The sequence below is a fragment of the Gemmobacter fulvus genome, assembly GCF_018798885.1.
GTDB lineage: Bacteria > Pseudomonadota > Alphaproteobacteria > Rhodobacterales > Rhodobacteraceae > Gemmobacter > Gemmobacter fulvus.
The window spans coordinates 1,691,854-1,708,553 of record NZ_CP076361.1 but is presented as its reverse complement, the minus strand read 5'-3'; the positions used below and the strand labels follow the sequence as shown (position 1 = coordinate 1,708,553).

At 64.1% G+C, this 16,700-nt stretch carries 15 protein-coding genes; 11 read left to right on the top strand and 4 right to left on the bottom strand.

Features of this window, described 5'->3' with window-relative positions; genetic code table 11:
* Positions 1–132 precede the first annotated feature (132 nt).
* From KM031_RS08390 to KM031_RS08375, 4 genes are all read left to right on the top strand, one after another.
* Positions 133–921 (top strand): peptidoglycan-binding protein, encoded by a 789-nt coding sequence (locus KM031_RS08390; RefSeq protein ID WP_215506311.1) that lies wholly within the window; start codon positions 133–135, stop codon positions 919–921.
* A gap of 54 nt (positions 922–975) precedes the next feature.
* A complete protein-coding gene (locus KM031_RS08385; protein WP_215506312.1) occupies positions 976–2,283 on the top strand; it encodes an aminotransferase class I/II-fold pyridoxal phosphate-dependent enzyme in 1,308 nt (435 codons plus the stop codon).
* A complete protein-coding gene (locus KM031_RS08380; protein ID WP_215506313.1) occupies positions 2,280–3,827 on the top strand; it encodes a hypothetical protein in 1,548 nt (515 codons plus the stop codon). Before KM031_RS08385 ends, KM031_RS08380 begins: the two co-directional genes overlap by 4 nt.
* Before the next feature lie 128 nt (positions 3,828–3,955).
* Positions 3,956–5,842: an AfsR/SARP family transcriptional regulator gene (locus KM031_RS08375; RefSeq protein WP_215506314.1), complete on the top strand. Its 1,887-nt coding sequence runs from the start codon at positions 3,956–3,958 to the stop codon at positions 5,840–5,842.
* Here the strand turns inward: KM031_RS08375 and KM031_RS08370 are convergent.
* The 3 genes from KM031_RS08370 to KM031_RS08360 are packed head-to-tail and all read right to left on the bottom strand — an operon-like array spanning position 5,818 to position 8,931.
* A complete protein-coding gene (locus KM031_RS08370; RefSeq protein ID WP_215506315.1) occupies positions 5,818–6,372 on the bottom strand; it encodes a hypothetical protein in 555 nt (184 codons plus the stop codon). The two genes, KM031_RS08375 and KM031_RS08370, sit on opposite strands and share 25 nt — an antisense overlap.
* A gap of 17 nt (positions 6,373–6,389) precedes the next feature.
* Entirely contained in the window at positions 6,390–7,940 is a 1,551-nt protein-coding gene (locus KM031_RS08365) for a peroxidase family protein (RefSeq protein ID WP_215506316.1), read from the bottom strand.
* 49 nt (positions 7,941–7,989) lie between these two features.
* Positions 7,990–8,931: a YcaO-like family protein gene (locus tag KM031_RS08360; protein WP_215506317.1), complete on the bottom strand. Its 942-nt coding sequence runs from the start codon at positions 8,929–8,931 to the stop codon at positions 7,990–7,992.
* A gap of 188 nt (positions 8,932–9,119) precedes the next feature.
* Between KM031_RS08360 and KM031_RS08355 the strand changes: the two genes are divergently transcribed.
* The 3 genes from KM031_RS08355 to KM031_RS08345 are packed head-to-tail and all read left to right on the top strand — an operon-like array spanning position 9,120 to position 11,132.
* A complete protein-coding gene (locus KM031_RS08355) occupies positions 9,120–9,638 on the top strand; it encodes a VOC family protein (protein ID WP_215506318.1) in 519 nt (172 codons plus the stop codon).
* Positions 9,639–9,641: 3 nt separating this feature from the next.
* Complete coding sequence (locus tag KM031_RS08350; protein ID WP_215506319.1) at positions 9,642–10,658, top strand: zinc-binding dehydrogenase; 1,017 nt, start codon at positions 9,642–9,644, stop codon at positions 10,656–10,658.
* A 45-nt stretch (positions 10,659–10,703) separates the two neighbouring features.
* Positions 10,704–11,132 carry a GlcG/HbpS family heme-binding protein gene (locus KM031_RS08345; protein ID WP_215506320.1) on the top strand — a complete coding sequence of 143 codons (429 nt, stop codon included), beginning with the start codon at positions 10,704–10,706 and terminating at the stop codon, positions 11,130–11,132.
* 6 nt (positions 11,133–11,138) lie between these two features.
* Here the strand turns inward: KM031_RS08345 and KM031_RS08340 are convergent, their stop codons facing one another.
* A complete protein-coding gene (locus KM031_RS08340) occupies positions 11,139–11,804 on the bottom strand; it encodes a TetR/AcrR family transcriptional regulator (RefSeq protein ID WP_246567185.1) in 666 nt (221 codons plus the stop codon).
* Positions 11,805–12,076: 272 nt separating this feature from the next.
* Here KM031_RS08340 and KM031_RS08335 point away from each other — a divergent pair, with 272 nt between their 5' ends.
* The 4 genes from KM031_RS08335 (at position 12,077) to KM031_RS08320 (ending at position 16,693) form a co-directional block, all read left to right on the top strand.
* A complete protein-coding gene (locus KM031_RS08335; protein WP_215506322.1) occupies positions 12,077–13,189 on the top strand; it encodes a sugar ABC transporter substrate-binding protein in 1,113 nt (370 codons plus the stop codon).
* A 72-nt stretch (positions 13,190–13,261) separates the two neighbouring features.
* On the top strand, positions 13,262–14,227 hold the full coding sequence (locus tag KM031_RS08330; protein WP_215506323.1) for an ABC transporter permease: 966 nt from the start codon (positions 13,262–13,264) through the stop codon (positions 14,225–14,227).
* Between the two features lie 10 nt (positions 14,228–14,237).
* Positions 14,238–15,743 carry a sugar ABC transporter ATP-binding protein gene (locus KM031_RS08325; protein WP_215506324.1) on the top strand — a complete coding sequence of 502 codons (1,506 nt, stop codon included), beginning with the start codon at positions 14,238–14,240 and terminating at the stop codon, positions 15,741–15,743.
* 8 nt (positions 15,744–15,751) lie between these two features.
* Positions 15,752–16,693, top strand: a complete 942-nt coding sequence (locus KM031_RS08320) for an ABC transporter permease (protein WP_215506325.1) — start codon at positions 15,752–15,754, stop codon at positions 16,691–16,693.
* Positions 16,694–16,700: the final 7 nt, after the last annotated feature.

Genomic DNA, 16,700 nt, shown 5'->3' with positions numbered 1-16,700 from the left:
ACCTCTATCGTCAGTGCCGCGTTGGTGCCGACGCGCGCAAATGACGGGGCAATGACGCTGCCCTGACGCCTGTGGGTGTCTGATGTCCGTAACGGTGCACCATCAGGGCGCCCGGATCCAGAGGAGAGCGTCATGCCTGATCTTGCAGATCTGATCCCGTTTTCCAGCCTTTCGCAGTTTGACCGCCTCCGCGTGAATGGTGCGCTGCGCGGCGCGCGCAATGACACCTGCCGCAATCTGATTGGCTTGCCGCGTGGCCAGTTCGATCAGGCTTGCCGTGATCCCTCGGTGCCCGCATTCCGGTCGCTTCTGGTCACTGCCGATCTGGGGCCGTTCCGTGCAACGGGCATCCGCCCGGCGGTCGCGGCGTTGCAGGCAATCATGACTGACATCAAGGCCGCGCATGCCAAGGTTCATGACCGGCTGGTCACGGCTGGAATGCTGTGCTGCCGTCTGGTGCGCGGATCGGCCAGCGCGATTTCCAACCACAGCTGGGGTATCGCCATCGACATCGGCATCGACCGGATTGACCCCTATGATGACGGCACGGTGCAGCGCGGTCTGCTGGACATCTATCCGGTTTTCCTGCGCCACGGGTTCTTCTGGGGCGCCGCCTTCGGGCGCGAAGACGCCATGCATTTCGAGGCCTCGGATCAACTGGTGCGCAAATGGGCCGCCGAGGGGGCCTTTGGCACCGCGCACACCGGCAAGCTGACCCAAGGGCTGACCTATGGCGACAGAAGCGCCGAGGTGATGGCGCTTCAGGCGGCGCTGAACGCGCGGCTGGGCCTCCAGATCGCCGAGGATGGCATCTTTGGCAAAGACACGCGCGGTGCCGTGATCGAGTGGCAGCGCCGCAACGGCGTTGCGACCACCGGCATTGCCAGCCGCAAGATGCTGACCGCGCTGGGGCTGACATGATCGGCCCCAGCCTCATCCGCACAAAACAGCCAGACATACAGAACGGAGAACCCCATGCCCTTTGAACCGATGCCCCAGGATGTGCTGAACGGTGTCAGCACGGATTATTACGATGCGCAGCCGGTCGGGTTGATGGATCGCTGGCAGCCGATGACCGATTGGGCCGATGCGCGTCTGGCGGCCAAGCTGGAGCCGTATTGCAAGGTCAATGTCGGGCGGATCGGGCCGCGCGTGCTGGGCCGGGATCGCGCCGGGCGCGGGCTGTCGGGCATCAACATGGCGTCGCAGGATTATCTGAGCCTCGGCTCGCACCCCAAGCTTCTGGCGGCAGCGGCGGCAGCAGCCCGCCGCTTTGGCGTGCATTCGGCCGGATCGCCGGCACAGATGGGGCTGACGACGCTGGCCACCTCGCTGGAAGAGCGGATTGCAGAGTTTCTGTCGCTGGCCGATGCCACGGTGTTTTCGACCGGCTGGGGCGCGGGCTATGGGGCCATCCGCACATTGGTGCGCGAAGGGGATCATGTCCTGATCGACGTTCTGGCCAATGCCTGCCTGCACGAGGCGGCGAGCGCATCAGGCGCGCTGGTCCACCGCTTTTCGCATTGCTCGACCGAGGCGGTGGCCGCGCGGCTGGACTGGCTGCGCGAGAATGAACCCTTTGCCGGTATTCTTGTGGTGACGGAGGGCGTGTTTTCGATGAACAGCGACATGCCCGATCTGGCCGCCCTTCAGGCGATCTGCCGCCGCCACGACGCCACGCTGTGTGTCGATGTTGCGCATGATCTGGGGGTGATGGGCGAAACCGGGCGCGGCGTGATCGAAATGCAAGGCATGACCGGACAGATTGATGTGGTCATGGGCAGCTTTTCCAAGGCCTTCGCGTCAAATGGCGGCTTTGTGGCCAGCAATCACCCGGCGCTGAAGCTGGCGCTGCGCTATGCGTGCAGCACCCATACGCTGACCAATGCGCTGTCGCCGGTGCAGGCGGCGGTGGTGCTGGCGGCACTCGACATCGTGGAAAGCGCCGAAGGGGCCGAACGGCGGGCGCGGCTGATGGACAACAGCCTGCGGCTGCGCGACGGGTTGACCAAGGGCGGCTTTCAGGTGCTGGGCCAGCCCAGCGCCATCGTGCCGGTCGGGCTGGGCCGCCATTCGCGGGCGCGCCGTCTGACGGCGGATGTTCTGGCGCATGGGGCGCTGGTCAATCTGGTGGAACATCCTGTGGTGGCGCGCAATGGCTGCCGCTGGCAGTTGCAGATCATGGCCGATCACAGCGCCGATGACATTGACGCCTTCGTGGCCATTGCCGAAGCCGCCCGGATGCAGATGGAGCCCTATTCGCTGATCGAGGCGGCCTCATGAAAGCGGCAAGCGTCGGATTGCTGCGCCTGCTGGCGCCCTTTGCGGTGCTGGTCGTGGTGCTCTGGCTGTTGATCCATATGGGGCGGATCCGCCCGACGCTGCCGGTGCTTGCCTGTTCATTTCTGGCGATTGCGACGCCGATGATCATCATCATGATCCGCCATCAGATCCGCCGGACCCGGGTGGCGATGATCGAGCTTTTTGCCGAAAGCTTTGGCTTTCTGCATCGCGCGCCGCAGGGAGGTGACAAGCCGCCCGGCGGCAGCAGCGACAATGTGTCGTTCGAATTCGTGCGCGGCAAGTATTTTGCCGATCTGTTTCTGGATCCGAAAGAGCCGCAGGTTCTGTCGCGCATCCCGATGTTTGCCATGTCGGTGTCGTCGGACTGGATGCTGTTGCTGTGTTCATTGCCCTATATGCTGCTGACCTGCTTTGGCATGTATCTGGTGTTCCTGCCCGCGCAGGTCGCGCTGGGGTTGGGAACGGATGTCGCCTGGTTCGAGCCGAGCTTGCTGCTGCTGGGCGGCGCGCCCGCGGATATTCTGGCAGATAAGCCTGCGCTGGCCGCCTATCATGCCAATGCGCTGACCGTTGCGGCGCTGGCCTTTGCCGGGGCCTATTGCTTCACGCTGCGCATGTTCCTGCGCGCGGTTGCGGTGTTCGATCTGTCGCCGCTGACCTTTCTGCGGGCCTTTGCGCATATGGTGCTGTCGGTGGCGATAGCCCTTGTCGTGTATCGCACCGCCCCGGATGCTGCGACGATCTGGGGGGTGATGCCGTGGTCCGAGGCCCCGGCGACGGGTGCCGCCAGCGGCGGGGCGCAAGCGCAGACCCCGGTCGAGGCAACCAGTCTGGGCTATGGTTGGGTTGCGATTGCCTTTGCCTTTGGCTTTGTGCCCGACAGTGCGCTGAACTACCTGCTGCGCCTGTCCCGCATCGTCCACAAATCGGTCTATTCGGAGCTGGAAGTGCATTGCCGACAGATCCCGCTGACGGTGCTGGACGGCATCGACCACCAGATCGCCTTCCGTCTGGAAGAGGCGAATGTCTTTGATGTGCAGAATCTGGCCACCTTCAACCCGATCATGCTGCATGTCGAAAGCCCCTATGGGATCTATCAATGTATCGACTGGATCGCACAGGCGCAGCTCTGCACCGTGGTGGGCCCAGAGCGGTTCCTGCTGCTGAAAAGCATGAACATCCGCACAATCTTTGATCTGGAACGTGCCATGCTGCCGATGGAGCTGGATGGCCAGATGGCGCAGGCCGATCCGGCCCTGCGCGGGGCCATGGCGGCGGCGCTTGCCACGGATTGCACCCGCAGCACGAAGACCCGCACCGCCCTTGGTCTGGGCGCTGCGCCTGCCCCGCTGAGCGAGGCGGCCACGCTGGACCGGCTTGCCCGGGTCATTCTGGATGATCTGCATGTGCTGCGCTTGCGGCAGGTCTGGGCGCAGATCCGCGACAAGTTCGCCGAAACGGCCTTGCCGAACGAGCGATTCCGAAATGATAGCCCGGCTGTGAAGCAACTGGACGCAGCGTAAAGGTTAACGTATCCCTTTGACTCTGCCTGCGCAGGATTGGGGAATACGGGACGATGATTGAGGGGCTGTCTTTTCGTGTCCTTGACCGATTTTCCATAACGCATTGCGACCGGGAAGTGCCGCTCAGAGTGCAGAAACAGAAGGCAATTCTGGCGTGGTTTCTGCTGACGGGCGAGGCAAGCATCACCCGCGAGCGCATGGCCGATCTGCTGTGGTCGGGGGCGGCCTCTGACAAATCGCGCGGCTCGTTGCGCAACACGCTTCATCTGTTGCCCGGTTTGCCTGAACTTGAAACCCCGCAAGACATGCTGCGCTCTGACCGCGCGAGCCTTCATGCCAATTTTCGCGCGGCCCCCTGCAACATCACCTCTGCGCTGCGGGCCTGGGACGATGGCGATGCCTCCGGCCTGTTGCGCATGGGCCTTGGCGATGCCGAAACCCGGTTTGCCGCCGATCTCTGGGGGCTGGATGCTGAGTTCGATCAGTTTCTGGCCGATCAGCGCAGGCTGTATCTGGCAACCATGGCCGAGGCGTTTCGCACCCGGTTGCGCGCCTGCGCAGCGCCGTCGGAGCACAGCCGCATTCTGGCGGAACGGCTGCGGGAATTGCAGCCGCAGGACGAATTGGCGACGCGGCATCTGATGCTGCTGGAGATTGCGGCGGGCAACAATGCCGCCGCGCTGTCGCATTACGACCGGCTCTGGGCGGTGCTGGATCAGGATTTCGACATCGAACCCTCGGAAGAAACGCAGTCGCTTGCCGTGGCGATCAAGCTGCAAACCGCAGGGCCTGCGAGTGTGCCGGTGGCCGCACCAGTGGAACAACGGCGGATCACGATCTTCCTCTATCCTTTCCCGATCATATCCTTGCCCTATGAGGATCAGATCGCGGTCGGCGGGGTGCAGGCCGAACTGGTCTCGGCGCTGTTCGCGGTCGAGGATTGGGTGACCATCGAGGCCAGCCCCGACATGCCGCTGCCCAAGACACCGGGCAACTACGAATTGCGTGGCGCGCTGTCGCCGGGTCTGGGTGAGATGCGCCTGATCCTGACGCTGAAGGATCTGTGCAGCGGCCAGCTGATCTGGACATGGCCCTTGCCGATGAACCGCACCGACTGGATCCGCAACAGCGAATTTGCGGTGCAGCGCATCGGAACCCGGCTGACCGGCAAGGTGGAGGCGCATTATCTGGGCGAGGTCGGCGCGATCGACGACAGTGCGCTGGCCGATTACACCAAGCTGGTGCGGGCGCGCTGGCTGATGAAGGACTGGTCTGCCGTATCGGACCGGCGTGCCGAAACCCTGCTGCGCAGCGTGACCCCCGTGGGCGATCTGGGCCTGCGGGCGCGCATCGGTCTGGTGGAAATCCTGAACAGCCGCGAGCTGATCTTTCCGGGTCTGGGGCCGCCGCACGGCGGGGTGCCCGAGGCGCTGGAGATTGCCAAGACCTGCGTGGCCGAAGCGCCGGAGCGCGGCGATGCCCGTCTGGCCTTTGGCTGGAGCTCGTTGTTGCTGAACGATACGCATGCCGCACAAGAGGCCGCCGAGATGGTGGTGGCGGTGTCGCAAAGCAACCCGCGCCGACTGGCCGCCGCCGCCGAAATGCTGGCGCTCTGCGGCGATGTCGCCCGCGGGGCCGAACTGTCGCGCATGGTGGGCATCCTGGATCCAGGCACCTGCCGGGTGACGATGGGATACCGCATCCCGGTGGCGCTGCTGTCGCATGAGTATGCCGCCGCTGCCGATCTGGCCGAACGGGCCGACGGGGCGATCATCTTCGGCTTTGCCTATGGTGCCGCCGCCGCGCAGTTGATGGGCGCGCATGATCGCGCGCGCGCCCTGTGGCACAGGTTCACCACCGATCTGGCCGACAAATGGCAGGGCGAAGTTTTGCCCGACCCGGTGGAGTGGTTCATCTCGGCCAGTTCGATGCGCTGGGGGCTGGGGCTGGAATGGGTGGTGCCCGTCCTGTCCGAGATTGCCGCCCCGGTTCAGCGACAGGAACGGGTGGTATAGTCCCCCACATTGGCCCAGACGAATTCCATCGCGGTCATGGTTGGGCTGTCGCTGAAATAGGCATCCAGATAGGTCATCTTTTCAAACTTGCCCGGCGGCGTCTGCGCCATCTTCTTGACGGCATCCTGTTCCTTGTTGGCGATATTTTCCCGCTCGGGCAGGCGGATGTTCACATGCTGCGCGCTGTTCTGGAACAGCTGCATCGTGGCATTGCGCTGCACATTCTGCACTTCCAGAATGCCGTCCAGAACCCAGGAGCCGATGGCATCCTTCTCATCGCCCGCGTGCGGTATGAACTTGGCCTGACCCGGACCCTTTGAGGCAAGACCGGGCGGAATGTCCGGCGAGGGTTTGCTTTTGTCGATCTCATTGGCGGCGGCACCGTAGAAGAAGTGGTTCACATAGGCCGCGAGCATCTGCATGAAGTCTTCAACGGTCTTTGGATAGGTGTCCGGTGATTGCCGCGACAGCGCGACCATGAAGGCCCCCAGTTCGGTAAAGCCCGTTGTGTGGTATTTGACATCCGGCATTTTGCTCTCCTGTCTGTTCATTCAAGGGTCAGAAAACGGATCAATGCAGCCATTGACGTGATCGGGGCCGCACCTTCAACCGCGCTGCGACAGGCTTCGGGCACGGGGTCCAGAAAGCCTTCGCAATGGGCGATGCGTGCCATCAGCGATTCCGCAAGGATCACCGAGGCCAGTGCGCCAAGGCTGTGCCGGTTGCCCTCGCCCGGCGCGCTGCCGCCTGATTCGATCAGGCTATAGAGGTATAGCGGCGGATCAAGGATCAGATGGTCGGCAATATCGGCGGCGGCCATGTGCTGTCCGCACCATGCCGTCACCATGCGCTGCCGTGCCGTCTGATCCCACAGCGTCCAGTCGGGAAAGCACTGTGCCAGATGCGGGCGCAACAGATCGGTCAGGGCCGCGACCGACATCAGCCCGCCACAGGTGCTGCGCGCCAGATCACGCAGGGCAAAATCATCATTGGTGCTGACAAGATGTTCGGGAATGCGGATGGAGTCGGGCAGGGAATGGCTGGAGCCGACAAGCCGGGTCAGGCCCTGCCCGAAGGCCAGCGCCATTTGCGGGGCGATGCCGGTCGGGCTGTCTTCCAGCGGGAAAAACTGCCGCCAGTCGATGCGCCAGAAGTTCGGGTTTTCGGTGCGCCGCTTGGTTTCGATATCCGCAATACCGTGGAGCAGCTCGGCAATCCGCACCCGGCCTTCGGGGGTGCCGTTCAGCGCATATTGGGGCCGGATCATCCAATGCCCGCAGCGCAGCACCGCGTTTGTCAGCTCCACCGGCATATGCGGGGCGCTGTGCGGTGCTGCCAGCCCGATCAGCGAGGTGTCAAAATGGCCATAGGCCTGCACAAGCGCGGGCAAGACCATGCGGGGAAGATAGTCCTGCCGGATGATGCGGTGGAACATGCGCACAGTCAGCAGCCTCGCCCAGAACGGTGCTTCTGTGCTGCCCTGCGCCTGCAGAATCTGGGTGGCGCGCTGAACATAGGCGATGAACAGCGCCGCAAGCTGCGCCAGCATCGGGCTGTCATCATTGCGGGTGTCGGGCAGGGGGGCGATCAGCCTGCCATTCTCGGGATGGGTGCGGCGCAGATCGACACTGGCCATAGGGAAATCGGGGTCGGGCGGCGGAAACCGCCAGATCTCAGGCGGATCCGCCGGTGCCTCAATCGGCCCAAGCACACTGTCGAGCATCAGCCCGGCATCGCCACGTGCCCGGTTGATCCGTTTGCGCGCGCGGGTGGCCATCCCGTCGGTCAGCAGATCCATGGTGAACACGCCTTCGGTGCGACGGCTGAAATCATGGCTGACAAGCTGCCCGAAATAGGTGAACCCGGCCGGGATGCTGCCATCGGCGGGCGCGGCGCTGCCCACGGCAGCGGCGACCGGCACCATGGTCCTGACGGTCTGCTGCAGATTCAATCCGCCGGAATAGAGCGCCGCCGCATCGGCCTTGCCACTATGTGCAAAGCTGCACCGGCCCGAGGGCAGGATTTCGGGTGGCAGTTTGGCATCCACGCTTTCCAGCCACGCGATATAGGGATTCCGTCGTGTCTCGGGTGTCTGCATCGTTCTCCCCCTTCGCGGATACTGTGCCCGGTGCTGCGTCACAGGATCGTCATTGCCCGGCTTCCCACAGGGGCCGCGCGCGCGGCCAGTCAGGGCAGACACAGCGATAGACCGGGATATTGAGCGCCGGATTCGTCAGATCCGCATAACCGAAGCGCAGCCCGGCCTGAGCAAACGCCGCGTGGATCCTGTGCAGGCTGTCTGTCGCCGGCTCGGCCTTGGCGGCGGGCATCGCGGCTTCCGGTGCCATGGCAAGCTGTGGCAGGCGCGGGCGCAGTGCGTGATCAACCCGGTTGCGATAGGCGACATCCGGGTGGTCAGGCGGCGCGAGCCAGGCAATTTCGGCCTGAAGCGTGTCGCGCAGCGCGCTGTCCAGCGCCGTCAACGGATCCGGATGTGCGGCACTGCCCAAGGCAATCAGGCTGCCGTCGCCGGAATCGCTCAGCATCAGAACCGAGGTCATGCCGGGCAGCACCGGCAACAGCCAGCCCCGGGTGCGGCGATGGCTGATGGCCTGACGATAGGGCCGCAGCTGATCTTCGGGGATCGGCAGGGCCTGCGCCTCCATCTTGCCATGCCACCACAGCGCAAGCGCCGCGCGTTCGATCCGTTCGCAGGCGGCGGCAAGTCGGGCGTGGTCGGGGTCGGGATGCGCGGCGCAGCCTTCGCTGCCCAGGTTCAGCGCTGGCTGATCCGGCAGGGCGCGGGCATCGGCCACAAGGCTCTGCCCCTGCGCGTCATGGGCGGCGACGGGCGCAGCATGGGCGCTGTCGCTGATCGACAGATTCTCGGCCATCTCGCCCAAGCAGCGCAGACCGGCCTCCGGCACGCTGCGGCCGGTTCCGGTGGCCAGCATGGACAGGGGCCGCCCGGCCCCGGTCCAGCGGCCAAAGGCCAGAACCAGCCCCGGGGCCCAGGGCGATGCCATGCTGCGCAGGTCCATCTGGCAGGCGATGGCGTCATAGCTGGAGGGGGACGGGGATGAGGTCATGGCAATGCCCTGCGCCTGAAACAGGCAGCCCATTGGGGCGCTGCGGCTGCGGGTTGTCAAGCCGGGCGCGCATCGGTGCTTGACAAGCGGGTGCGGCTGTTCAATCGTCCGGATGTAACCATTTAGTTACATATCGGGCGATCCGGCGGGCCAGAGGGGCCGCGCCGCACATAGGGAGAACAGGCAAGATGACCGTTTTTGGCCTTCAGCATATTGGCCTCACCGTGCCCGACATGGCGCAGGCCGTGCGGTTTTTCGAGACGATGTTCGGCGCGGTCGTCTGCCTGTCGACCGGGCGGCTTGACCTCACGGATGCTGACATGATCCGCAAGCTGGGGGTGCCGGGGGATAGGCGGATCGAGGACATCACGGTGCTGCGCGTCGGCAATGGCACCAATCTGGAGCTGTTTCAGTATTCCGGCGAACCGGACCCCGACGCCCCGCTGAAACGCAACAGCGAACCGGGCGGCTTTCATCTGGCCTTTCAGGTGGAGGATTGTCTGGTGGCCGCAGACCGCCTGCGCGCCGCCGGGGTCGAGGTGCTGGATGGGCCGAACCATGTGGAGGCCGGGCCGATGGCGGGCCTGACATGGTGTTATCTGAAGGCGCCCTGGGGGCAGTTTCTGGAGATTGTCAGCATGGACGGGCCGCTGGGCGCGGAACGCGCAGGGGCACCTGCGCAATGGTCGCCGAAGACCGGGGTGTGACACATGCACAGTGGAGCGACTCTGCCGACTGAAATCCTGTTTCCCGCCAAACAGACATTCACCCTTGCCACCTATACCGATGCGCTGTTGCAGCCCGACGAGATCCGTGGCCGCACACTCTGCACCCTGATCAGCCAGGGCACCGAAATCGGCTGGGCCAATGGCGAGACCTTCCCGATCCGGCCCGGCTATGCGGCGGTTTTCGAGGTGACGGCGGTGGGGGCCGCTGTCCGGGGGATCACGCCGGGGATGCTGCGCTTTGCCATGGGCGCGCATCGCGCCACGCAGACCCATCTGGCGCAGCACACGCTGCCGCTGCCGCAGGGCCTTGATCCGCAGATGGCGGTGGTGGCGCGGTTGATGGGGGTGTCGATGTCCACCCTGATGACCACACAGGCCCGGCCGGGGGATGCAGTCGTGATCACCGGCGCAGGGCCAGTTGGGTTGCTGGCGGCGCATCTGTTTCGGATCGGCGGCTATCGCGTGACGCTGGTGGACCCGGATCCGCTACGCCGCGCACAGGCCGGGCACAGCGGGCTGACGGATTGCCGGGCGGCAATGCCGCTGGAGGATCCGGCGCTGCGCGGACAGGTTGCCCTGGTGGTCGACTGTTCCGGCCATGAGGCCGCCGTGCGGGAGGGCTGCCAGATGGTCCGCCCACGCGGCGAGGTGGTTCTGGTCGGGGTGCCCTGGCGCAAGCTGACCGACCTTTCGGCGCATGACCTGCTCGGCCCGGTGTTCTTCAATCTGGTGACGCTGCGCTCTGGCTGGGAGTGGGAACTGCCGGTTCAGGGCCGCGGCTTTCAGTGGGAGAGCCTGCTGGACGGCTACAACAACGCGCCGCATAGCATCCTGGGCGGGTTTGCCCGCGCGATGGATTGGCTGGCCCAGGGGCGGATTCCTCTGGCCGGGCTGGTGCATGTGGCGCTGCCAGAGGATCCGGCCCAGCTTTATGCCGATATCATGGCCCGGCGGATCGCCGCGCCGTTCATTGTTCTCGACTGGACGGCGCAGGGATGACCCTTTGCGCCGCACCGCCTTGCCCACAAGATATGGAGCTTTCCGATGATCGTGACCCGACCGATGATTTCCTCTGAGACCGCGTTGCGGCTGGTGCAGGGCGCCGTGGCCGAGGCGAAGCGCAATGGCTGGTCCGTTGCGGTCTGCGTCGTGGATCCGCACGGGCAGGTGCTTGCCGCCGCGCGGATGGACCATGCAACGCCGCCCATTCTGGAGTTCGCGCAGGACAAGGCCTTTACGGCGGCCACCATGCGCCGCGCCACCGCCGCCTTTTCAGAGCGCATGCACAGCAGCCCCGCGTTGAAGCTGGGCTTTTCCAACCGGGCGCGGCTGATGGTCTGGGGCGGCGGCCTGCCAATCACCCATGAGGGCAGCGTGGTCGGCGGGATCGGCGTGTCGGGGGCGCAGGATTTCGAGGATATCGCCTGCGCCGAGCTGGCCCTGCGCGCCGAAGGTCTGGGCTGGGAGCTGTGATGCCCGTCAGGGCGCCACACAGACCATGCGCATGATCGTGCCGATGTTGAACCGCAGCCGTTCGTCCAGCGCCTCTTTCGCCATCAGATCGCGGTCAAAGATGATCGAGCCGGTAAAGCGGTTGGTCAGGTAATAATAGCCGATGGCGGCAATGGTGATGTTCAGTTGCACCGGATCAATATCGGCGCGAAACACCCCTGCTGCGACCCCCCGGTTCAGCAGCGACGACATACGGTCGACGAACTTGCGGCTGGCCACCTTGATGACTTCTGATTTCTTCAGATGTTTGGCGCGGTGCAGGTTTTCGCTGTTCACCAGTGTGATGAATTCCGGGTTCTTCAGGTAATAATCCCAAGTGAAGCGCACCATCTTTTCCAGCGCCTCGCGCGGCTCCAGATGATCGAGATTGAGCTTCTGTTCGGCGGTGCGGATATCAAGATAGGCATCTTCCAGCACGGTCTGGAACAGCCCCTCCTTGCTGTTGAAATAGCGGTAGATCATCCGCTTGTTGGCCTTGGCCTTTTCCGCGATCACATCGACGCGGGCCCCGCCCAGACCGTTCTTTGCAAACTCTTTCTTCGCGGCATCAAGGATGCGCGCGCGCGTCGCTTCGGCGTCGCGGATGCGCGGTTTCGGCGCGGGGGGTGCTGGCGCGTCACTGGCGTCGGTCAAGGCCTGTCCTCCAAAGCTGCGCGACGTGGCGCTGGCCCTTCTTAACCGTTCCGGGGGGGCAAGGTCAAAGCGCATTGCGGTCCAATCGGCCTGCCATTGTGAAACGAGGCGCAGGAAATCTCTTGACTCATGGGGGCGCACAGAAGTAACCAGTTAGTGCATTAAATGGGTGGAAGGTGGTGCGGTGGCAAGCACGGGGCGCGGAGAAACCGGCCCTGCGTACAGCCCTTCGGGCCACCTGCAACGAACCTGCATGTAAAGGGAGGAAAGCCATGTCGACATTCATCAAGGACTTCATCGCGCGGGAAACGATCAACCGCCGCAACTTCCTGCTGGCCAGCGCGGCGGGTGTCGGCGCCCTGGCCGCGCCGGCCGTATTCGGGCGCGGGGCGGCCCATGCCGCGCTGACCGATCCGGCGCTGGCCTGGAGCTATCGTGACCGCGCCTCGGCCTACTGGAACTCGGTCGTGTCTGGCGGCGAGGCCTTCGTGGAATCGCTTGGCAAGCCGAAGGATTTTCTGGTCAGCCTGATCAACGAAGGATCGTCGGAAAAATCTCTGGCGGATATCAAGGCCTTCCTGGCCAAGAACAATGGCAATTGCGCCATTGCCTGCGATGCGAATGACAGTCCGAATGCCCGCCCGGTGGTCGAGGCGGTTGCGGCGGCGGGCGGCTATATCTCGACCATCTGGAACAAGACGGATGACCTGCACCCCTGGGATTTCGGCGACAATTACGTCAGCCACATGACCTGGAGCGACGAGAAACCCGCCGAAGAAACCGCGCGGATCCTGTTCGAGGCGATGGGCGGCGAAGGCGGGATCGTGCATCTGGGCGGTATCGGCGCGAACAATCCGGCGGTCGAACGTCTGAACGGCCTGATGAACGCGCTGAAGGACTTCCCCAATATCGAACTGCTGGATGCCCAGCCCGCCGACTGGGATACCCAGAAGGGCGCAGAGCTGATGGCCTCGTTCCTGACCCGCTATGGCGACAGGATCAAAGGTGTGCATTGCGCCAATGACAACATCGCCTATGGCGTGATCGAGGCGCTGCGCGCCGAAGGCATCGAGGGCATGCCGATCGTCGCCTATGACGGCAACCCCGAAGCGGTGCAGATGGTGATGGACGGGCAACTGCTGGCGACCGTGTTCACCAACCCGCATTGGGGCGGCGGCATTTCGGCGGCGCTGGCCTATCACGCGGCCATCGGCACGTTCAAACCTTCGGAAGAGCCGCAGGAGCATCGGGAGTTCTATGGCCCGACCATCCTCGTCACCGCCAAGGACGCTGCCGAGTTCAAGGCCAAGTTCCAGGATGCGGTGCCCAGCTATGACTGGACCGACTTCTGGGGCCCGTCGAACGGGCAGATTCAATACAAATGATGCAAGCTTGCGGCGGCCCGTCCGGGGTCGCCGCGCCATGCACGGCCATGTGGGCAAAAAGGGGGGCCTGACGTGACGCGGAACATCTCGCGTGAAACCTTGATCAAATGGGCACCGCTTCTGGTGCTGATGGCGCTGGTGATCTTTTTCACCCTGCTGAACCCGACCTTCTTTTCGGTCCGCAACTTTGCCCGCATCGCCATCGCCTCGGCCCCGGCGCTGATGGTCGCGGTGGGGGTGACATTCATCATCATCATGGGGTCCATCGACCTGTCGATGGAGGGGGTGATCTCGCTGACGGCCGTGATCTTTTCCTTTGCCTTCGTCAAATTCGGTGGCGCGCTGGGCGATATGGGTTGGCTTGCCATGCCGCTGGTGCTGCTGGTCGGCGGGCTGATCGGCCTGCTGAACGGCCTGATCCATGTGAAGCTGCGCATCCCTTCGTTCATGGCGAGCCTTGCGATGGGCTTTGTCGGCACCGGGGCGGCGATCCTGCTGACCGGCGGTGACATCGTTAAGATCAGCGATCCCGCCTTCCGGGGCCTGCTGACGGTGCGCTGGCTGGGCTTTCCGATCATGGTCTATGTGGCAGTGGCGTTCCTGCTGCTGGCCTGGTTCATTCAGTCGCACACCACATTGGGGCGCAACTTCTATGCCGTGGGCGGTGGCGAAGATCTGGCCCATGCTTCGGGTCTGAATGTGAAGCGGGTCCGGGTCACCGGCTTTGCGCTGGCCGGGGTGTTCTATGCCATCGCAGCGATCCTTGTCGTGGGCCGCATCGGTCAGGCGGAATCGGTGACGGGGGCAAACTTCATGTTCGTGTCGATCACCTCGGTCGTGGTCGGCGGCGTGGCCCTGTGGGGCGGCATCGGCGGCGTGTGGAACGCGCTGGTCGGGGTGCTGATCGTCGGCGTGATCAACAATGGCATGGTGGTGATCGGCCTGCCGGATTTCCTGCAAGACGGCGTGCTGGGCCTGCTGGTGATCGTGGCTGTGGTGCTGTCAACCGACCGCCGGGCTGTCTCGGTGGTGAAGTGAGGGGACGGAGATGTATGAACTGAAAGCCGTCGACAAGAAATTCCCCGGCGTCCATGCGCTCAAGGCCGTGGATTTCCACATCAAGCGTGGCGAGATCGTGGGTCTGGTGGGCGAAAACGGCGCGGGAAAATCCACGCTGATGAAGGTGATCTATGGCGCCTATCAACCCGATGGCGGCCAGATCCAGATTGACGGCAAGACCGTCCGCTTTTCCAACCCGCGGCAGGCGATGGAAAAGGGCATCGGCATGGTGTTTCAGGAGCAGTCGCTGATTGCCAACCTGACCGTGATGGAAAACATCTTTCTGGGTTACGAGCAGCAGTTCGTGCGCTTTGGCGTGATCAACTGGGCGGCGATGGCCACCGCCGCGCGGGCGCAGCTTGCCAAGGTCAAGCTGGACATAGATCCGGCCACCGTCACCTCGCATTTGTCCTTCGCGCAGCGGCAACTGGTCGAACTGGCCAAGGTGCTGACACTGGAGGAGCGGGTGGAGGGCGATCTGGTCATCCTGCTGGACGAGCCGACCTCGGTGCTGAGCAAGGAAGAGGTGCAGCTTCTGTTCAAGCTGGTGCGGGAGCTGACCTCGCGTGCCTCCTTCATCTTCGTGTCGCATCGCATGGACGAGGTGATGGACCTGTCCGACCGCATCTATGTGATGAAGGACGGGCAGGTGGTGGATGTGGTGCAGCGGGGGGCGGCACAGGTCGAGGCGATCCAGCACAAGATGGTGGGGCGCAACGTCGACAAGGAATATTACCGCGAACACCGGCAGCTGCCCTATGATGCGGGCCGCACGCTGGCCACCTTGACGGGTGTCAGCCTGCCAGGGCGCATCCGCGACATTTCGCTGGCGCTGCATCCCGGCGAGGTGTTGTGCCTGGTCGGCACCGAAGGGTCGGGGCGCGAGGCGATCTTGCGCACCCTTTATGGCATGCTGACGCCGACCTCGGGCGAGGTGGCGCTGAAAGGGCAGGTGATCCGGCGCTTTTCACCGCAGACTGCCGTTGCGCTGGGCGTGGGGTATGTGCCGCGCGAACGCAAGGTGGAGGGCATCGTTGCCGGGATGAATGTCTATGAAAACATGACCCTGTCGCAGATGGGCAAACATGCGACGGCGGGCGTGCTGCGCATTGCGGGCGAACGGGCGCTGGCGCGTGACTGGATCCGCAAGCTGTCGATCAAGGCGCATTCCGAATTTGCCGATTGCGGCAATCTGTCGGGCGGCAATCAGCAGAAGGTGGTGCTGGCCAAGTGGCGCTCGGGTGGATCGGACATCATGCTGCTGGATCATCCGACGCGCGGTCTGGATATCGGCGCGAAGGAAGATGTCTATGACATGATCCGCGACATGAGCGCGGCGGGTGTGGGCATCGTTCTGGTGGCCGACACGCTGGAAGAGGCGATCGGCCTGTCACACAGCATCATCGTGGTGAAAGACGGCGAGATCCGGCAGCGGTTCGACTGCGTGCCCGGGGCAAAGCCGACACTCTACGATCTTTTGCATTACATGATCTGAGGCAGGACATGGATTTTCAGCGTCTTAAACCGCATTTGCCCTGGATCACCCTGCTGGTGCTGGTCACCATCGTGGGCATCACCGATCCGGGGTTTCTGAAACCCGCCAATCTGATGAGCCTTGCGGGCGATATCGTGCCGCTGTTCATCATGGCGCTGGGTCTGACCTTCGCCATCTATATCGGCGGGATCGACCTGTCGGCGCAATCCATGGCGAATATGGTCACGGTCATCGCCTCGATCTATCTCGCCTCGCTCGGGGCCGGGGTTGCGGTGCTGTGCATCGGCGCGGGGTTCGTGCTGGGCATGGTGTCGGGCTATGTCACTACAAAGCTGCTGGTGCCGTCGTTCATCTCCACGCTCGCCGTCGGTGGCATCGCCTTTTCGGTGGCGCAGTTGCTGTCGGGGCAGCGGGCGCTGAACATGGATGCGGCGCAGCGCAACGAGACATTCGGCTGGATGATCGGCCATACCGGCAGCATCCCGAACGAGCTGTTCATCGCGGCGCTGCTGCTGGCGCTGTGCCTGTTCATCGAACGCCGCACCACGCTTGGCCGGGCGCTGAAGGCGGTGGGCGCGGGCGAACAGGCGGCGGCGGCCTCGGGGTTGAACGTGGCGCGCTACAAGATCCTCGCCTTTGCCATTTCCGGGGCTTTGGCGGCGGTTGCGGGCCTGCTGTTCGCGGTCAAGCTTTCGGGCGGGGCCCCGACGATTGCGAACGGGTTTCTGCTGCCGGCCATCGTGGCGGTGCTGGTCGGTGGCACGCCGCTGACGGGCGGGGTGGGCGGTGTGCTGAACACGCTGATCGGCACCCTGATCGTGGCAGTGATCCGCGCCTCGATGCTGTATTTCGAGATCGACGCGACGCAACAGCAGATGGTGTTCGGAATCGTGCTGATCGCCGCCATCGCCCTGACGATTGACCGCGCCAAACTGCGCACTGTGAAATGAAGGGACG